The 17,787-nt window shown below is 50.4% G+C and carries 21 protein-coding genes, 1 pseudogene and 1 riboswitch; of the genes and pseudogenes, 15 read left to right on the forward strand and 7 right to left on the reverse strand.

Translation table 11 applies throughout. The features are described from left to right. The first annotated feature begins 43 nt into the window (after positions 1 to 43). Complete coding sequence (locus JCR24_RS04490) at positions 44 to 1,384, forward strand: hemolysin family protein (protein ID WP_238980164.1); 1,341 nt, start codon at positions 44 to 46, stop codon at positions 1,382 to 1,384. Between the two features lie 74 nt (positions 1,385 to 1,458). Here the strand turns inward: JCR24_RS04490 and JCR24_RS04495 are convergent, their stop codons facing one another. Then, positions 1,459 to 2,358, reverse strand: a complete 900-nt coding sequence (locus tag JCR24_RS04495) for an RluA family pseudouridine synthase (protein WP_238980165.1) — start codon at positions 2,356 to 2,358, stop codon at positions 1,459 to 1,461. Between the two features lie 138 nt (positions 2,359 to 2,496). Between JCR24_RS04495 and JCR24_RS04500 the strand changes: the two genes are divergently transcribed. Then, a complete protein-coding gene (locus JCR24_RS04500; RefSeq protein ID WP_014194938.1) occupies positions 2,497 to 2,895 on the forward strand; it encodes a YhcU family protein in 399 nt (132 codons plus the stop codon). A 157-nt stretch (positions 2,896 to 3,052) separates the two neighbouring features. On the opposite strand, the pseudogene JCR24_RS04505 reads toward JCR24_RS04500, so the two are convergent. The 3 genes and pseudogenes from JCR24_RS04505 to JCR24_RS04515 all read right to left on the reverse strand — a co-directional run. Continuing rightward, positions 3,053 to 3,217 (reverse strand): annotated as a pseudogene (locus tag JCR24_RS04505) (zinc ribbon domain-containing protein); the annotation flags it as partial. 3 nt (positions 3,218 to 3,220) lie between these two features. After that, complete coding sequence (locus JCR24_RS04510) at positions 3,221 to 3,694, reverse strand: thioredoxin family protein (RefSeq protein ID WP_238980166.1); 474 nt, start codon at positions 3,692 to 3,694, stop codon at positions 3,221 to 3,223. Beyond that, positions 3,691 to 4,128 (reverse strand): disulfide formation protein C, encoded by a 438-nt coding sequence (locus tag JCR24_RS04515; RefSeq protein WP_013523012.1) that lies wholly within the window; start codon positions 4,126 to 4,128, stop codon positions 3,691 to 3,693. Before JCR24_RS04515 ends, JCR24_RS04510 begins: the two co-directional genes overlap by 4 nt. A 181-nt stretch (positions 4,129 to 4,309) precedes the next feature. On the opposite strand from JCR24_RS04515, the gene JCR24_RS04520 reads away from it, so the two are divergent. After that, positions 4,310 to 4,756: a CBS domain-containing protein gene (locus JCR24_RS04520; protein ID WP_013146282.1), complete on the forward strand. Its 447-nt coding sequence runs from the start codon at positions 4,310 to 4,312 to the stop codon at positions 4,754 to 4,756. Between the two features lie 115 nt (positions 4,757 to 4,871). Further along, on the forward strand, positions 4,872 to 6,629 hold the full coding sequence (locus tag JCR24_RS04525) for a phospho-sugar mutase (protein WP_015373995.1): 1,758 nt from the start codon (positions 4,872 to 4,874) through the stop codon (positions 6,627 to 6,629). A 47-nt stretch (positions 6,630 to 6,676) separates the two neighbouring features. On the opposite strand, the gene JCR24_RS04530 is transcribed toward JCR24_RS04525, so the two are convergent. Further along, positions 6,677 to 6,934: a YhdB family protein gene (locus tag JCR24_RS04530; protein WP_013146280.1), complete on the reverse strand. Its 258-nt coding sequence runs from the start codon at positions 6,932 to 6,934 to the stop codon at positions 6,677 to 6,679. Positions 6,935 to 7,114: 180 nt separating this feature from the next. Between JCR24_RS04530 and JCR24_RS04535 the strand changes: the two genes are divergently transcribed. Beyond that, on the forward strand, positions 7,115 to 7,363 hold the full coding sequence (locus tag JCR24_RS04535; protein ID WP_025039331.1) for a hypothetical protein: 249 nt from the start codon (positions 7,115 to 7,117) through the stop codon (positions 7,361 to 7,363). A 29-nt stretch (positions 7,364 to 7,392) separates the two neighbouring features. Here the strand turns inward: JCR24_RS04535 and JCR24_RS04540 are convergent, their stop codons facing one another. Beyond that, positions 7,393 to 7,998 carry a DedA family protein gene (locus tag JCR24_RS04540; protein WP_011230077.1) on the reverse strand — a complete coding sequence of 202 codons (606 nt, stop codon included), beginning with the start codon at positions 7,996 to 7,998 and terminating at the stop codon, positions 7,393 to 7,395. A 159-nt stretch (positions 7,999 to 8,157) separates the two neighbouring features. Here JCR24_RS04540 and JCR24_RS04545 point away from each other — a divergent pair, with 159 nt between their 5' ends. From JCR24_RS04545 to JCR24_RS04575, 8 genes are all read left to right on the forward strand, one after another. Beyond that, positions 8,158 to 9,579 (forward strand): SpoVR family protein, encoded by a 1,422-nt coding sequence (locus JCR24_RS04545; RefSeq protein WP_190304908.1) that lies wholly within the window; start codon positions 8,158 to 8,160, stop codon positions 9,577 to 9,579. A 285-nt stretch (positions 9,580 to 9,864) separates the two neighbouring features. After that, the gene (locus JCR24_RS04550; protein WP_011230108.1) at positions 9,865 to 11,211 is read left to right on the forward strand and encodes a cytochrome ubiquinol oxidase subunit I; all 1,347 of its coding nucleotides are present in this window, start codon (positions 9,865 to 9,867) and stop codon (positions 11,209 to 11,211) included. Beyond that, a complete protein-coding gene (locus JCR24_RS04555) occupies positions 11,208 to 12,236 on the forward strand; it encodes a cytochrome d ubiquinol oxidase subunit II (protein WP_015373999.1) in 1,029 nt (342 codons plus the stop codon). The genes JCR24_RS04550 and JCR24_RS04555 overlap by 4 nt, the downstream gene beginning before the upstream one ends. After that, complete coding sequence (gene cydS / locus JCR24_RS17630; protein WP_011230110.1) at positions 12,236 to 12,337, forward strand: cytochrome bd oxidase small subunit CydS family protein; 102 nt, start codon at positions 12,236 to 12,238, stop codon at positions 12,335 to 12,337. Before JCR24_RS04555 ends, cydS begins: the two co-directional genes overlap by 1 nt. Positions 12,338 to 12,425: 88 nt before the next feature. After that, positions 12,426 to 12,716, forward strand: coding sequence for a hypothetical protein (locus JCR24_RS04560; protein WP_015374000.1), 291 nt, complete (start codon positions 12,426 to 12,428; stop codon positions 12,714 to 12,716). A 108-nt stretch (positions 12,717 to 12,824) separates the two neighbouring features. Next, positions 12,825 to 12,927: riboswitch (guanidine-I (ykkC/yxkD leader) on the forward strand. 58 nt (positions 12,928 to 12,985) lie between these two features. Beyond that, positions 12,986 to 13,306: a DMT family transporter gene (locus JCR24_RS04565; RefSeq protein ID WP_011230112.1), complete on the forward strand. Its 321-nt coding sequence runs from the start codon at positions 12,986 to 12,988 to the stop codon at positions 13,304 to 13,306. A 332-nt stretch (positions 13,307 to 13,638) separates the two neighbouring features. After that, a complete protein-coding gene (locus JCR24_RS04570; RefSeq protein WP_011230113.1) occupies positions 13,639 to 13,911 on the forward strand; it encodes a YkvA family protein in 273 nt (90 codons plus the stop codon). A 14-nt stretch (positions 13,912 to 13,925) separates the two neighbouring features. Further along, the gene (locus tag JCR24_RS04575; RefSeq protein ID WP_021322501.1) at positions 13,926 to 14,618 is read left to right on the forward strand and encodes a TerC family protein; all 693 of its coding nucleotides are present in this window, start codon (positions 13,926 to 13,928) and stop codon (positions 14,616 to 14,618) included. A 39-nt stretch (positions 14,619 to 14,657) separates the two neighbouring features. On the opposite strand, the gene JCR24_RS04580 is transcribed toward JCR24_RS04575, so the two are convergent. Beyond that, positions 14,658 to 15,107, reverse strand: a complete 450-nt coding sequence (locus JCR24_RS04580; RefSeq protein ID WP_014194961.1) for a hypothetical protein — start codon at positions 15,105 to 15,107, stop codon at positions 14,658 to 14,660. Positions 15,108 to 15,411: 304 nt separating this feature from the next. Here JCR24_RS04580 and JCR24_RS04585 point away from each other — a divergent pair, with 304 nt between their 5' ends. Together JCR24_RS04585 and JCR24_RS04590 are read left to right on the forward strand one after the other, a co-directional pair. Next, positions 15,412 to 17,487, forward strand: a complete 2,076-nt coding sequence (locus JCR24_RS04585) for a carbon starvation CstA family protein (protein ID WP_238980167.1) — start codon at positions 15,412 to 15,414, stop codon at positions 17,485 to 17,487. Beyond that, positions 17,480 to 17,683 (forward strand): YbdD/YjiX family protein, encoded by a 204-nt coding sequence (locus JCR24_RS04590; protein ID WP_011230117.1) that lies wholly within the window; start codon positions 17,480 to 17,482, stop codon positions 17,681 to 17,683. Before JCR24_RS04585 ends, JCR24_RS04590 begins: the two co-directional genes overlap by 8 nt. Positions 17,684 to 17,787: the final 104 nt, after the last annotated feature.

Below are 17,787 nucleotides of genomic sequence, written 5' to 3' on the forward strand. Positions count from 1 at the left end.
CAGGAGGTGTAACCTGGGCGCTTCATCCGCGCTCGGAGACGAATTGGATATAGCCAGTTTGCTGTTGGTGGCGTTTCTCATCGCTTGCACCGCCTTTTTTGTCGCTTCTGAATTTGCGATCGTCAAGGTGCGCAGCTCGCGCATCGATCAGCTTGTCAATGAAGGGAATCGACGGGCGGTCGCGGCGAAAAAAGTGATTTCGAATTTGGACGGCTATTTATCGGCGAACCAGCTCGGCATTACGCTCACCTCGCTTGGCCTTGGCTGGCTCGGGGAGCCGACGGTGGCGCGGATGTTGCTGCCGCTGTTTGAACGCCTCCATTTATCGGAATCCGTCTCCCACTTTTTAGCGTTTATCATTTCGTTTTCGCTCATCACCTTTTTGCATGTCGTCGTCGGTGAATTAGCGCCGAAGACGTTTGCCATTCATAAGGCGGAAGCGATTACGCTGTTTACGGCTCAGCCGCTCATCTGGTTTTACAAAATCATGTATCCGTTCATTTGGACGCTCAACAACTCTGCGCGGCTCGTGACGCGCCTGTTTGGCCTCAGGCCGGTGGCGGAGCATGAAATCGCCCACTCTGAGGAGGAGTTGCGCCTCATTTTATCAGAAAGCTACAAAAGCGGGGAGATCAATCAGTCAGAGTACCGCTATGTCAATAACATTTTTCGTTTTGACGACCGCATAGCGAAAGAAATTATGGTGCCGCGCAAAGAAATTGTGGCGCTCGATATTAACAAAAGCGTCAAGGAAAACTTGGACATCATTCGCGAAGAAAAGTATACGCGCTATCCGGTCATTGACGGCGATAAAGACCATGTGCTTGGCCTCATCAACGTTAAAGAGGTGTTTACGGACTTTATTGCCAATCCGTCCAACGAAAAGCAGATGAAAGACTATATCCGCCCGATCATTCAAGTGATTGAATCGATCGCCATTCACGATTTGTTGGTCAAAATGCAAAAAGAACGCATCCATATGGCGATTTTGGTCGATGAATACGGCGGCACGTCTGGACTGGTTACAGTCGAGGACATTTTGGAAGAAATCGTTGGCGAAATCCAAGATGAGTTTGATATCGATGAAACGCCGCTGATTCAAAAAATGGACGATCGATTTATCTTGGATGGCAAAGTGTTGATCAGCGAAGTGAATGACTTGCTTGGGCTGGACATTGACGATGATGACGTCGATACGATCGGCGGCTGGATTTTAACGAAGCATTATGATATCAAACCAGGCGAGAGTGTAGAAATCGATGGCTACTTGTTTACGGTGAAGGAAATGGATGGCCATCATGTGAAATCGCTGGAAGTGGCAAAAAAAGAGCCGAGCAAAGAGGTGGAGGCGGCAGGCGCCGAAGAGGAGGAGTTGCGTTTGTAAGGCAGACGGGGGCGTCTGCCTTTTCTCGTTTCGGCCGAGAAATCCCCTCCTCCATTGAAGGACGGCGGAGTAGATCAATTGTAAATGCGCGAAAGGTCGGTGGGAAAATCGCTTGTTGGCGCGAGACAAATGACCTCTTCGTTTGTAAACGGATGGCGGAACGTTAGCTTAGCGGCATGAAGCGCATGGCGATGAAACACTGGTTTGCCGCCATAAAGCACATCGCCGACGAGCGGATGGCCGAGATGGGCCAAATGGACGCGGATTTGGTGCGTCCGTCCAGTCTCGAGAGAAAGCTCGACAAGCGATGTTGACGGGAATGTTTTGATGACGCGATAGTGTGTCACCGCTTTTGCCCCCGTCTTCGAGACGCGCCGGCGCGTTGGATGGTGGCGGTCGCGGCCGATTGGCGCGGAAATGGTTCCTGATTTCGGGGACAAACGACCGTGAACAAGGGCGACGTACGTCCGCTTGATGGCACGGTGGGCGAGCATCCGATCGAGCGTCGCACCGGCAAGCGGGTGTTTGGCAAATAAAATCGCTCCCGACGTGTCGCGGTCAAGTCGGTGAATGTGGCGCACTTTTGTTAAAATTGCCTGCGACTGCAAATAAAACGCGACCGCATTGGCGAGCGTGCCGGTTTGCCCCGGTTCGGACGGATGAATGTCGATGCCGGCTTCTTTGTTCAAGACGAGCAGATGGTCGTCCTCCCATAAAATCGAAAGCTCCCGATATTCTGGAACGATGAACGACGGCTCCGGCTCATATGCGTAAAGCTGAAGCCGGTCGTGTTCGTTGAGCACCGTCTTCCAGGGAACAGCCTGGCCGTTCAGTTTGACGCCGTGTTCCATCCGCCAACGGTGGGCGAGCTTTTTCGAGGCGGCCCATACGTCTTTCAGGAGCTGTTCAATCGTCAAACCGCTCCACCAGCTAGGGATGATGCATTCCAGCCAATCGCCTTTTCTTGTCCACAAAGGTTGTCACACTCCCAATTGTTTGTTAGCTGTGGAAACACTTTCTACCCCTATCCTTGCGCGAGATATGGTACACTCATAGTATCGTCTTAGTGATGGAGAACGCAAGCATTGCGGCGAGAAAAGGTGGTATGGACGTTGAAAATGATGTATGCAGCGACTCCGGAACAAGAGCATTACATGCAGTATTTGCTCAACTACTTTTATACCGATGTGTTCCCGTATTACTTCGATGATGAACAAATCCGTCAATTTGAGGAATGGGGCATTCTTTCGCTGGACCACGAACATGTTGCATATAATGGAACGATGAAAGAGGCTTTCCAAATCATTTCAGCGTTGCAATCGCTCATTACCGTCATCGAACATATCGGAGAGCATGGGGATTTGGAACAGTATGAATGGCTGTTTGTTCGCAATCAAAAGATTTTGGCCCGCCATGGCATTGCCTTTCCTTTTCATGCCAAGCAGTTCACTTGCAGGCGGCTTTGGCCGTGCAGCGTGTATGCGCCTCCGGCGAGCCAATGGGTGATTTGACAATCCGCACGCCTAAAGGTGTGGGATTCTTGGGTCGTTAACACCCTCATCCATTTCTGGTTCGGACAACGCCCAAGTTCGGGGGTGTGTCATCACCCCGTCCCATCGGGTTAGGATGTACCCCAATGGGCGGCGCACCTGCGACCGGTGCGCTAGGTTAGGCGGCGAAGCCCGAAATCGCTTTGGCGATGTTGATCGCGCCATTCAAGTCGGCGTGGAGGGTGTATCCGCACTTTTGGCATCGGAAGCGGATGCCGTTTCGGTTCGCTTTCTCTCGATGCCCGCATCGGCATGTTTGACTTGTGTAGGTCGGATTCACCCATCTTCACTTGTCACTGTGCAATGAGGAAAACCAGTTTCGGAACGTTTGTTCGTCATGATACCCTTCGATGCGTTTGATTTCTTTGCCGTTTTCGTAATGGACGATCGTCGGGGTGGCTTCAATATGGTACGCATCCCACCCGTCTTCGAATTCAAGCAAGTTGAACAGCTTTAAATCGATGCCAAGCTCCTTTGCTAGCGGCACGACGATCGGCGTTGTCCGGTGGCAGTGCGGGCATGTCGGGCTGTAAAAGTAAACGGTGAGCGTCTTGCCGTCAGCCAGCTGCTGTTTCAACTCCGCGGGCAAAATAATGTTGCGGTAGTTCGGGTCGTCAAGTTGGGCGACAGTGGCTGGGTTCAGCTCGCTTTTATGGTAAGGGTTGTTGCTTGCGGCTTCTTTTTGTTCGTACATCGTAATAAACGCGATCGCAGCGAACAGGACGACAATGATGCCGCCAAATGCGAGCAGTTTTTTCAACGTTCGCTCTCCTTTCTTTGCTGGCGCATGACGGTCCAACTTAACAAAATAATGATCATAAAGGCAGTGAACGCCAAAAATGGAATGGTGATAAATCCAAGCCAGTTTATATATTGCCCTGTGCACGGAATGCGGCCGCAGCTGATGGCGTATTCTTGAAGCAGCGGAATTTTTTGCAATCCATAATGATACAGAGAAATACCCCCGCCAATCAATGACAGTGTGAAGCTATAGCGAGCTGCCGCAGCGTCTTTGCGCACGATGGCGATTCCTAAAATGATGACTTGCGGATACATAAAAATGCGTTGAAACCAGCACAGGTCGCACGGAATGTACCCAAGCACCTCCGAAAAATAAAGGCTTCCGAGGGTGGCGATGAGCGCGGTCGCCCATGCGGCCAAAAGCAAGTGTTCCGCGCGTTTTTCTTGTTCCATCCTTCTCCCCTTCTTCCGTTGCAGACACCGTTGCCCGATCTTACACTGTTCAGCTCCATTATAAGGGATGGAAAACGGAACGTCCATTCATAACCGGCAAAGGGCAGGAAAGAAAACAACATTTTCTATCTATATCGCTCGACAAACGAGCCATACTAATCGGTGAAAGGGGAGGATCACATTGACGAACAACAGCGGAAACAAAGTGCAGGACATTATGACGAAAAACGTCGCAACGATTTCGCCGAACCAAACGGTGCAAGAAGCAGCGCAAATCATGAGCCAAAAAAATATTGGGGCGCTTCCGGTTGTGGAAAACGGGCAAGTCAAAGGGATGATTACGGACCGCGATATTACGTTGCGCGTCTCGTCCCAAGGAAAAGACCCGTCGACCGTCAAAGTAGCGGAGGTCATGACGAACCAAGTCGTCACCGGTACGCCGAATATGAGCGTACAGGAAGCCGCGAATGTCATGGCCCAACATCAAGTTCGCCGTTTGCCGATCGTGGAAAACAACCAGCTTCAAGGCATTGTCGCTTTAGGCGATATTGCGACGAACAGCGCATCAAACGAAGCGGCTGAACAGGCGTTGACGAGCATTTCCGAACCGTCGCAGCCGCAAGGGTAATGGGGGAAAAGGATGCCCACATTTTTTCCAGGGCATCCTTTTTCTTTTGGCAGGTATATTGTATGATGGGAGCGAATACATAAACAGGGAAAATGAAAATCAAGGGGGAACAGCGATGGAGTGGAGACAAAAATACGAACAATGGCTGCGTGAGCCGCAGCTCGATCCGGAATTGAAGCGGTTGTTGGAACAACGCCGCCATGATGAACGATGGCTGGAGGATTGCTTTTACAAAAATCTCGAATTCGGCACCGGCGGCATGCGCGGCGAGATTGGCCCGGGGACGAACCGAATGAACATGTATACGGTGCGAAAAGCGTCGGAAGGATTGGCGCGATACATACAATCGTTTGGCGATGAGGCGAAGCAACGCGGGGTCGTCATTGCCTATGACTCCCGGCATAAGTCGCCGGAATTTGCGATGGAGGCGGCGAAAACGTTGGCGACGAACGGCATTCAAACATACGTGTTTGATGAATTGCGTCCAACGCCGGAACTGTCGTTTGCTGTTCGCTATTTGCGGGCGTTTGCCGGCATTGTCATCACCGCTAGCCATAATCCGCCCGAATATAACGGCTATAAAGTGTATGGAGAGGACGGGGGACAGCTGCCGCCTGCTGTCGCCGACCAAGTGATCCGCTATGTCAATGAAGTCGAAAATGAGCTCGCCATTCATGTGGAAGATGAGAAAACGTTAAGAGAAAAAGGCCTTATTCGCATCATCGGAAGCGAAGTCGATGATGCTTATATCCATGCGGTCAAAACGATTTCCATCCATCCGGAGCTCGCTCGGGAAACGGCGATCCATATCGTGTTTACGCCGCTTCACGGCACGTCAAACAAACCGGTGCGCCGCGCGCTCGCTGAGCTCGGCTACCAAAACGTCTTTGTCGTCAAAGAGCAGGAGTTGCCGGATCCGAATTTCTCGACGGTCGCCTCGCCCAATCCGGAAGAACACGCGGCCTTCGCCATGGCGATGGAGTTGGGCAAGCAAGTGAACGCTGATCTGTTGATCGCCACCGACCCGGATGCCGACCGGCTGGGCGTGGCGGTGAAAAATGACAAGGGAAACTATGTCGTGCTGACCGGCAATCAAACCGGCGGCTTGTTGCTCCACTATTTGCTGTCGCAACGAAAAGCTCAAGGCACTCTGCCGGAAAATGGTGTTGTCTTAAAAACGATCGTGACGTCTGAATTGGGTCGGGCGATCGCCCAATCGTTTGGTCTTGAGACGGTCGATACGTTGACCGGTTTCAAATTCATCGGTGAAAAAATAAAGGAATACGAGCAAACAGGGCAATATGTGTTCCAGTTCGGATATGAGGAAAGCTATGGGTATTTGATCGGCGATTTTGTCCGTGACAAAGATGCCGTGCAGGCGGCTGTCCTCGCGGCGGAAGTGTGTGCGTTTTATAAAAAGCAAGGGCTATCGTTGTATGAGGCGCTCTTGCAATTGTTTGACCAGTACGGCTATTATCGCGAGGGGCAACGATCGCTCACGCTGAAAGGCAAAGAAGGAGCAGAGGCGATTGCCGCGATTTTAGCGTCGTTCCGCCAACAGCCGCCGGTGGAGGCCGCGGGGAAAAAGGTGACGGTGATTGAGGATTACAAAACGAAAGAGCGGACGAACACGTTGACCGGCGAAAAAACGGCCATTAATTTGCCGACATCCAATGTGCTCAAGTATATCTTGGAGGATGGCTCGTGGTTTTGTCTGCGTCCATCAGGGACGGAGCCGAAAATGAAGGCGTACTTCGGCGTCAAAGGGACGTCGCTGGGGGACAGCGAAGAAAGACTAGCGCGCTTAACAGAAGCCGTCATGCAGCGCGTAAAGGATGTGCTTAGCACCGTTTCGCCTTCTTATGCGCAATGATCAGCACAATCTGCGGGGAATTGGCATCGGCCAATTCCCCGTTCGTTTTACGAGTAAAACTGCGCGTACTGCTCGACTCCCATTTTTTGTTCGCTCACTTCAAGCGCATGGTCAATATAGCGAAGCAAGGCGTGCAACCGCTCCTGGATGACGGAGTAGTCATGTTCAAAATTATAAGCGTGGAGAAACTTTTCAATTTTTTTCGACAGAATATCATCAGGCGTACGCACCATTAAAATGAGCAAATTGTCCCATTCGGAGCGATGCGTGTAATAGAGCGCCTTATCATAGTCGACGGTGTTCAAGCGGCATGCCTCCTTTATCAAGAAGGAGTCATTGTTAGTGTATGACGGCGGGGCGTTTTGTTGCCCTGTAAATGTTGCGACAGAAGGTAAAATATAAATTATAACCGAAATGAAAACGAAAAAGGAAAAATAAATGTTGCAATTTTGTGACAAGGATAGTATCCTCAAAATAAGGGGATGATGAGAATGAACAAACGGCACGAAGGGCAAGAAATGATCAACATGTGCAAATGGATGGCGTCAGTGGGATTGATTGTCGGAGTCGTACTGTTTTTGCTTAGTTTTATCGCAAGCGCTTACAACAAAGACTATTTCTTGACGATCATCAGTCTCGGCATTATCGGGGCCTCGATGTTTATGTTCGGATTCGGCCTGTTTATGGGATTGCTGACAGAAACGTACCATCGCGGCCCGCGCGAGAACGTATAGCGCGCATAGAGAATGAAAAACACCGGAGATTACCCCGGTGTTTTTCGCTTTTGCTGGATGTACCAATAGAAGATGGCGAAACCAAGAGCGACCAAAAAGACTGGAAATAAGAATGGACGGTAGGCATGGATGTACTGCTTGACGGCCATCCAGCGGCTTTCAAAATAGGCGCCGATCGTCAAAAAGACAGCGACCCACACCATCGCCCCGCTGTAGGCGAACAAGGCAAACTTTCTCCAACGGTAGGCGTTCATGCCGGCCCAAAAGGCGGCGAGATGCCGAACGCCGGGGATGAAATAGCAAATGAACAATACCGCTGGGCCGAGCTTCGAAAAAAGCGCTTTCGTTTGCTCGAGCCGTTTTTCTGTAAGATGGAGCTTGGGACCGAATTTATGCAAAAACGGCAGCCCGAGCGTAATCCCTAGCATATAGCTGAGCGAGATGCCAATGATGGCTCCAAGCCAGCAGGAAAGAAAAGCGAGCGGATACGAAAACGCCCCCGTTGAAACGCGGTAACCGGCATATGTCAACAGCAGCTCGTCGGGGATCGGCAGCCCGACGATGCCGAGCATCAGCGCAACCATAATGCCGATGTAGCCGAAGTGTTCGATAAGATAATGCAAATAGTGCTGCAAATGACCACCACGCTTTGCCGCGATTTCTTGTATATGACCATTATAAGCCAACGGTCCACAAATGAAAATGGGGCGCTGCGCGTTCATGCCAAACGATGGAACGTATCAAAACGCCGTTTCCCTCATACATTGTGATAAGAGGAAAAAGGGGGGAGATGGATGCGGCAGGACGAGCTGAAAGAGTTGGAACGGGCGATTGCGGAAATTACGGAAATTGCGGAAGGATTTGGCCTTGATTTTTATCCAATGCGTTATGAAATTTGCCCGGCGGACATTCTTTATACGTTTGGTGCCTATGGGATGCCGACGCGATTTTCCCACTGGAGCTTTGGGAAACAGTTTTACAAAATGAAGCTTCATTATGATTTAGGGTTAAGCAAAATTTACGAGCTCGTCATCAATTCGGACCCTTGCTACGCGTTTTTGCTCGATACGAATACGCTCATCCAAAATAAGCTGATCGTCGCCCATGTGTTGGCCCACAGCGACTTTTTCAAAAACAACGTCCGCTTCAGCAACACGAAGCGCGATATGGTGGAAAGCATGGCGGCGACAGCGGAGCGGATCAAGCATTATGAACATCAATACGGAAAATTGGAAGTGGAAAAATTTTTGGATGCCGTCTTGGCCATTCAGGAGCATATCGATCCCTCGCTCCTGCGGCCAAAGCTGTCATGGACGTGGGAAGATACGGAAGTGTACGAAGAGGAGGAGCCTCCGAAAACATCGACGCCGTACGACGATTTATGGTCGCTTGACGAGCGAGACAAACTGAAAACGCCGCCGCGAAAAAAACGGCGCAAGTTTCCGCCGCAACCGGAAAAAGATGTGCTATTGTTCATTGAAGAATACAGCCGCGAACTGGAGGATTGGCAACGCGACATTTTAACGATGATGCGCGAGGAAATGCTTTATTTTTGGCCGCAGCTGGAGACGAAAATCATGAACGAAGGATGGGCGACGTATTGGCATCAGCGCATTTTGCGCGAGATGGATTTGACGAGCGATGAGGCGATTGAATTTGCGAAACTGAACGCCAACGTCGTGCAACCGTCGCGCACTGGCATCAATCCGTATTATTTAGGACTGAAAATTTTTGAAGACATTGAAGAGCGGTGGAACAACCCGACTGAGGAGATGAAAAAATACGGCGTCAAGCCGGGGTCGGGGAGGGCGAAAATTTTTGAAGTGCGCGAACTCGAATCCGACATTTCGTTTTTGCGCAACTATTTAACGAAAGAGCTCGTTATGCGCGAAGATATGTATTTGTTCCAAAAACAGGGGAAAGAATATAAAATCGTCGACAAAAACTGGGAGCATATCCGCGACCAACTCGTCAGCATGCGGGTAAACGGCGGATTCCCGTATATCACGGTCAATGACGGCGATTATATGCGCAACGGAGAGTTGTATTTGAAGCATTGGTATGAAGGAATCGAACTCGATCTGAAGTATTTAGAAAAAGTGCTCCCATACATTTATCAGTTGTGGGGCCGTCCGGTCCATATGGAGACGGTCGTCGAGGAAAAGCCGATGTTGTTTACGTATGACGGGAAAACGGTGCATCGGAAATATTTATAACATGAGGGCAGGGATCTCCTGCTTTTTTTGTTTGTCACGATGAATATGTGAAAAATGACACAAATTATTCGAAATCATGCCGGATAGCGTCCCCGATTTTATGAAATAATATGAAGTGGATAATTTGTGATGGTTGTCACAAATTCTTCACCACTGTTTGTTCGCCCGGGGGGATGGATATGTGGAAGCGGCATGAAAAAACGCTTGTGTTCGTTAGCTTTGCTGTTGCGGCTGTTGTCTTGCTTTCCTTGATTGGCCGCTTGTTTTCATAAGGGGGGATGAATCGTGAACGGTTACGATCCGGTGCTGCTTAGCCGTATTTTGACGGGATTGACGCTGACGGTCCACATCATTTATGCCACGATCGGCGTCGGGATTCCACTGATGATCGCCATTGCCCAGTGGGTTGGGATTCGCAAAAATGATATGCATTACATCTTACTCGCTCGCCGCTGGACGCGCGGTTTTGTCATCACCGTAGCGGTCGGCGTGGTGACAGGAACAGCGATCGGCTTGCAGCTGTCGCTTTTATGGCCGAACTTTATGCAGCTGGCTGGCCAAGTGATCAGCTTGCCGCTGTTCATGGAGACGTTCGCCTTCTTTTTTGAAGCCATTTTCCTCGGCATTTATTTGTATACATGGGATCGGTTCGAAAATCAGAAAAAACATTTGCTTTTGCTTATCCCGGTGGCAATTGGGTCTTCAGCATCAGCCATGTTTATTACGATGGTGAACGCGTTTATGAATACGCCGCAAGGGTTTGAATTTAAAAACGGCGAGCTTGTCAACATCGATCCAATCGCGGCTATGTTCAACCCAGCGATGCCGACGAAAGTCGCCCATGTGCTGGCGACTTCGTATATGACGTCAGCATTCGTGCTTGCTTCGATCGCCGCTTGGCATTTATGGAAAGGCAATCGTCACATTTATCATCGCAAGGCACTTCATTTAATGATGAAAACAGCTTTTATTTTTTCGGTAGCCAGTGCATTGATTGGCGACTTATCGGGCAAATTTTTAGCCGAATACCAGCCAGAAAAGCTGGCGGCCGCTGAATGGCATTTTGAAACGAGCTCCCATGCACCGTTGATCCTGTTCGGCGCGCTCCAAGAAGACGGGGAAGTGAAATATGCCTTGGAAATTCCATATGCCCTTAGCATTTTGGCCCATAACCATCCCGCTGCGGTTGTGACCGGACTGAACGAAGTTCCGGAAGATGAACGCCCACCACTGTACATTCATTACTTATTCGATGTGATGGTCACGATCGGGGTGTTTTTAATGGTTGTCGCAGCCGCGTATTGGCTCGGATCGATTTTCCGCTGGAAGTGGACGGCGAAAAAGTGGTTTTTTGGACTGCTGGTGGCGGGAGGGCCGCTGGCGATGGCTGCGATTGAGGCGGGATGGTACTTAGCGGAAGTCGGGCGGCAGCCGTGGATTTTGCGCGGCTATATGAAAACGGCGGAAGGAGCGACATCGTCGGCGCATGTGGATACGATGCTTGTGTTGTTTTGCCTTTTGTATATGGTGTTAGTAATTGCGAGCGCAACAGTGCTCATCCGTATGTTCCGCCGCAACCCGGTTGAACGGGAGCTGGCAGAGCGGGCCAATAACGGGGAGGTGGCGCCATGACGCTCGAAGTCATTGGCATTTCGGTGTTATGGCTGTTTTTGTTCGGGTACATTATCGTTGCCTCGATTGATTTCGGGGCTGGGTTTTTCAGCGCCTATAGCCATTGGGCAAACAAACAGCATATTTTGCACCGCATCATTCAGCGCTATCTTTCCCCTGTATGGGAAGTGACGAACGTCTTTCTTGTCTTTTTCTTTGTCGGCATTGTCGGCTTTTTTCCGAAAACGGCGTATTATTACGGTTCTATTTTGCTTGTCCCGGCGAGCATCTCCATCATTTTGTTAGCTATTCGCGGCTCGTACTATGCGTTTCATACGTATGGGGGGACGGAACGGAACTGGTATTTAATCGCTTATGGATTGACGGGGTTGTTTATTCCGGCCTCCCTGTCCATCGTGTTGACGATTTCCGAAGGCGGGTTTGTGGAGGCAGGCACCTCAGGCGTTGCGCTGGATTATGGGAAGCTGTTTGCAAGCCCGTTGTCATGGAGCATTGTGCTGCTCAGTGTGACGAGCGTTCTTTACATTTCTGCCGTTTTCTTAACGTACTATGCGGACGAGGCCAAGGATGAACGGGCGCGGGCGCTGTTGCGCCGCTACGCTCTTCTTTGGAGCGGGCCGACGATGTTGTCAGCGCTGCTCATTATTTACCAGCTCCGCTACCATAATCCCGAGCATTACGCCAACCTATGGAATGTGGCGTGGATGCTGGTCATTTCCTTTTTGTTTTTTGTCATTACCGTTTGGCTGCTTTGGCGGCAGCGGCGGTTCGGCTGGGCGTTTATTGCGCTGTTGTTTCAATATGCGTTCGCCTTTTACGCCTATGGCATTTCACATTATCCGTATTTGTTATACCCGTATTTGACGATTTATGACGGGTTTACGAATGAGACGATGGCTATGGCGTTGATCGTCGCGTTTATTGCCGGCCTCCTGTTATTAATTCCGTCACTTTATTTGCTTATGCGCCTCTTTTTGTTTAACAAGGCGTACGTTAAAGGAAAATGGGAAGGGGGAAAAGGATAATGCAAACATTTTTGATCATGTATGCGCCGATGATCATCGTCGCCCTGTCGATCATCGCCGCGTTTTGGGCTGGTTTGAAAGATGTGCACGTAAATGAGTAAACACAATTTCAGCGTCTTGGTAATGCATAGTTTGCCGCCAATCGCTTACACTAGCGGATGACAACGAATCAAGGAAGGGTGGGCGATCATGAAAGAAGTGCTGCAACGTGTAAAAGAACAATTGGAGCAGGCATTTGAAGAGCCGCGTTCGACGAGCCTTGACGGGGCGCTCCATGAGCTTGAACAATTGAAGGCGAGCGCTGGGGAGAAGAAACAAATGATTGAAGACGTCATTCGCGCCGTCGCCCATGCGCGCAATGCACGAATGGAGCTGGCCGAGGCTGGAGATGAATCGGCGACGAACGCCTTCGCTGAGGCGTATCGGGCGCTGGATCAAGCGATTGAATCGTACAGCGATGTTGATAACGATCCGGTATAAAGCAGATGGGAATGTCCCATCTGCTTTCTTGCTATGCCAGCGGCACGATGGTTAAATCAGTAGCCGATTGGCCACAAACATGGTACAATAACAGCGGAAAAAAAGAAGAAAAAGGTTTTCTAGGGTTCCGCGGCTGCTTTGCGGCCGGCCTGCGACCGAGAGAAAACGCGCGGCATCGCCGCGTGCACGGAGGGACAAAAGCCCGGGAGGAGCATCGTTTCGATCGTTCTCGCGGCTTTTTTATTTTCGCTAAAAAGGGAGGACGGGGCATGGCGTGGGTTTATTTAATAGTTGCTGGTTTGTTCGAAGTTGTATGGGCGATCGCGCTGAAATATACGAACGGGTTTGCCCGCTTTTGGCCTTCTGTTGTGACGATTGCGGGGATGGCGGCGAGCTTTTACTTTTTATCACTGGCGATAAAAACGTTGCCGATCGGCACCGCCTATGCGGTGTGGACGGGAATCGGAGCGCTCGGCGCGGCCTTGGTCGGCATGTTGTTTTTAAACGAGCCAGTCAACGCGCCGCGTGTGGCGTTTTTGCTTTGCATTCTTGTCGGAGTCATTGGTTTGAAGTTTACGGCGGGGCAATAAATTGGATTCATTTCTTGTCAAGAAAAAGAGTTGACAACAGGTATAAATATTGAATATCATGAAAATATAAAAACGAATATAGTTTCTTTTGTTAAAGGGGAGTAGCTTTAACAGCAAAGTCGTCAGTTCAGGGCGCATGCCCTCGGCTTTGTTGGCAACGGCGACGTTGTTAGCGAGACCTTTACCGATGTTGGTAAAGGTCTATTTTATTTATGGAGGCCTTTACCAAAGATGGTAAGGGCCTTCTTTCATTTCATGAAACAAAAGGGGGGAAGATAATCGTAAAGGAAGATAGGTTCGGTTTCAAAAGAACAAAAAGTGGAGGGGATGGCATGCGTAAATGGTGGAAACGGCTTCGCTTCATCGTCCATGTCCGGCGTTTTCTACCGTTTTTGTTTGAATTTTTCGTTTCTCATGAAGTGCCAATGCGAAAAAAATTGTTTTCCGTCGGTTTGCTGCTTTTGTATATAGCGCTGCCGCTTGACCTCATTCCGGATTGGCTTGCGTTGTTTGGTTTGATCGATGATTTGGCCGTCTTCCTATTTATTTTGCAACAAGTCATTAAGATGGCCCCGGTTTCATTAAAAGAAAAATATAACTTGTAAAGGGGGATTCTTCCATGGATCTGTTGTCAGTAGAGTTTTGGACGGCGTTGCTGTCGATCGTCATTATTGATCTTTTGCTGGCAGGGGATAACGCCATTGTGATTGGATTGGCGGCCCGCAACTTGCCCAAATACCAGCAAAAAAAGGCCGTTGTCTGGGGGACGGTAGGCGCTGTCGTCATCCGGGCGTTGGCGACGATCTTCGTCGTCTGGCTGCTGAAAATCCCAGGGCTTTTGCTTGTCGGCGGCGTGCTGCTTGTCTGGATCGCCTATAAGCTGCTTGTTGAGGGGAAGGGCCACGACGATGTTGAAGCCGGGGGAAATTTATGGGAGGCGATTCGCACGATCATTATTGCCGATGCGTTGATGGGGCTTGACAACGTATTGGCGGTCGCCGGCGCCGCGCACGGAAACTTTCTCCTCGTCGTTCTTGGGTTGCTCATTTCCGTTCCGATCATGGTGTGGGGCAGCACGCTTATTTTAAAATGGATCGAGCGCTTCCCAATCATTATTACGATCGGCGCCGGTGTCCTCGCCTGGACGGCGGCGAAAATGATCGTCGATGAGCCGTTTTTAAAGGCGTATTTTGCCAATCCTGCCGTGAAGTATGGATTTGAGTTGCTTGTTGTTGCCGCTGTCATTGTGGCGGGAACGATGAAAAAACGAAAAAGCGCCAAAGAGCCGCAACCGAAAGCCGCCAATGAATAATTGGCGGCTTTTGTGGCTGGGCAATCACCAAGCGGATGGCTATTTCCATTTCAGCAGCAGAAATTGCAGCAGCCATCCAATGGAGAGCCCGGGGATGACAGATAAGATCGGCAGCCAAATCGGTCCAAAAAACACGCCGCCGATCGTCACGTGCGACGAGTACATCAAGCCGACCGTCACAAAGTAGGCGGAGACGACAAACGGCAAAAACGAGTACGGCGTTTGCCCGCCGCCAGCGTCTTTAAACGCATCCCACATGGCAAAAAAGTATAAACATGGATAAAACATCAGCCATCCGATATCGACAATGCGGGCGGCCTCATCCGTACGTCCCAAAAAGCTGAGGCGGATGGCTTCATTGAAATGGGATTGGGTGTTAATCACAAATTCCAACGCAATAAACAAAATTCCTTTTATATACTTTTTGTTCAACAGTTGCCCGAATCCAGGCAAAGCAATGCTCCATAACAATGCTTCGATCGCTTTCACCTTCTCGAACCCTTTACTGAGATAATATTAGTTGATCGTTGCTTTGTCCGTTGCACCGTCAGATGGAGCTGGAGACAATCGATGGGTGCTTCATGGTCAGTTGCTGGTTAAGCCGATGGGTGCAATTACATTTTTTGCGCCAAAGACTTGTTTTATACTTTTTTGCAATAGGAATGCAGGAAAACTTTCCTATAGAACCAAACGATATGTTAGCTGAAGATAAAAAAATACTTTAAATTTTTCAGAATAATGAATATAATAGTTACGTAAAGGATTTTGACAAATAAATAAAGGGGGAAGCCGTGTGAAGGGGCTAAAATCGATTTTGTTATGGGGCCTGATTTCCGTCCTTGGGGCCGCAGCGTTTGCCATTTTGGCTTTAAGCCGCGGCGAATCGGTCAACGCCATGTGGCTTATCGTCGCCGCCGTCTGCACGTATGCGGTCGCTTATCGGTTTTACAGCCGGTTTATCGCCCGCAAAGTGTTTGGTCTTGATGATAACCGGAAAACGCCAGCGGAAGTGTTCAATGACGGGAAGGACTATGTTCCGACGAACAAATGGGTGCTATTTGGCCATCACTTTGCCGCTATTGCGGGTGCGGGACCGCTTGTCGGACCGATTTTGGCCGCGCAGATGGGCTATCTGCCTGGGACGCTTTGGATTGTGATCGGCGTTGTGCTCGGCGGAGCGGTGCAAGACTTTGTCATTTTGTTCGCTTCGATGCGCCGCAACGGGAAGTCGCTCGGCGAAATGATTAAGGAAGAAATGGGTCCGGTGACGGGCTTGATCGCAGCGCTTGGCATTTTGGGCATTATGATTATTTTATTGGCCGTATTGGCGCTCGTTGTCGTGAAAGCGCTTGTCGGAAGCCCGTGGGGGATGTTTACGATCGCCGCGACGATTCCGATTGCGATTTTGATGGGCATTTACATGCGCTTCATCCGTCCAGGGCGCGTTGCTGAAGCGTCGCTTGGGGGATTTGTGCTGTTGATTTTGTCGATCGTGGTCGGGCAATATGTCGCGGAGCACCCGACGCTCTCGGCGATGTTTACGCTAAAAGGGGAAACGATCGCCATCTTAATGATCATTTATGGCTTTGTCGCTTCGGCGTTGCCGGTATGGCTGTTGTTGGCGCCGCGCGACTATTTGAGCACGTTCTTGAAAATCGGCACGATTGTCGGATTGGCGCTCGGCATTTTCGTCGTCATGCCGGACTTGCAAATGCCGGCAGTGACGAAATTTATCGATGGCACCGGGCCGGTGTTTGCAGGCAACTTGTTCCCGTTCTTGTTCATTACGATCGCTTGCGGCGCGGTGTCTGGATTCCACGCGCTCGTTTCATCCGGCACAACGCCGAAGATGATTGAGCTTGAAAGCCATGCGCGGCCGATCGGCTACGGTGCGATGCTGATGGAGTCGTTCGTCGCTGTCATGGCGATGGTGGCGGCTTGCGTCTTGACGCCAGGGGCGTATTTTGCCATCAACAGCCCGGCTGCTGTCATCGGAACCGATGTGGCGCAGGCGGCAAAAGTGGTATCGTCATGGGGCTTCACCGTCACGCCGGATATGCTTGCGCAGTTGGCGAAAGACGTCGGCGAACAAACGGTGTTGTCACGCACGGGCGGGGCGCCGACGTTGGCGATCGGGATGGCGCACATTTTATCGAGCGTCATCGGCGGCAAGGCGCTTATGGCGTTCTGGTATCACTTTGCCATCCTGTTTGAAGCGCTGTTCATCTTGACGACGATTGACGCCGGCACGCGCGTCGGCCGTTTCATGATCCAAGACATTATGGGCACGTTTTACAAACCGCTCGGCAAAACGGATTCGCTTGCCTCGAACTTGATCGCTACGACCCTTTGCGTACTGGCGTGGGGTTACTTCCTGTACCAAGGCGTCGTCGACCCGCTCGGCGGCATCAACACGCTATGGCCGCTGTTTGGCATCGCCAATCAAATGTTGGCTGGCATCGCCTTGTTGTTTGCGACGACGGTTCTATTTAAAATGGGCAAAAAGGCATATGTTTGGGTCACGCTCGTGCCGACAACATGGCTTTTGGTCGTCACGCTGACAGCCGGGTATCAAAAACTGTTCCACGAAAATGTCAAAATTGGTTTCTTGTCGCATGCGAAAATGTTCCAAGACAGCTTGAGCCAAGGCAAAATTTTGGCGCCGGCAACGAATGAGGCGCAAATGCGGCAAATTATTATGAACGATTACATTGATGCGACATTGTGCGCGATTTTCATGCTCGTTGTGATCGCGATGCTGATCTCGGCGTTGAACATTTGGATCAAAGTATTGCAAAACAAACATGTGCCGCTCAAGGAAGCGCCGTACGTGCCGCGCGATGGAGAAGGAGCGAAGCACTATGCCTAAATGGCTGCAAAACGTTTTGGCTTATCGCCGGCAGTTTCTTGACTTGCTTGTCGGCGTGCCGAGTTATGAAAAATATGTTGAGCATATGAAAACCCATCACCCTGGCGAGCCGATTAAGTCGCGGAAAGAGTTTTTCTGCGAGGCGCAAGAGGCGCGCTACAATGCCAAAGGCGGCAAAGTGTCGCGTTGCTGCTAGCGGACGAGAAGGAAGGAGGGGCGCGTTCCCTTCTTCCTTTTTTCTTCTTGTTTATCATCGTGGAGAAACATGTTCGATTGGCGGCATGGCTTTTGTGAAAGACG

This window comes from Geobacillus sp. YHL (assembly GCF_022341265.1).
GTDB classification, from domain to species: domain Bacteria; phylum Bacillota; class Bacilli; order Bacillales; family Anoxybacillaceae; genus Geobacillus; species Geobacillus thermoleovorans.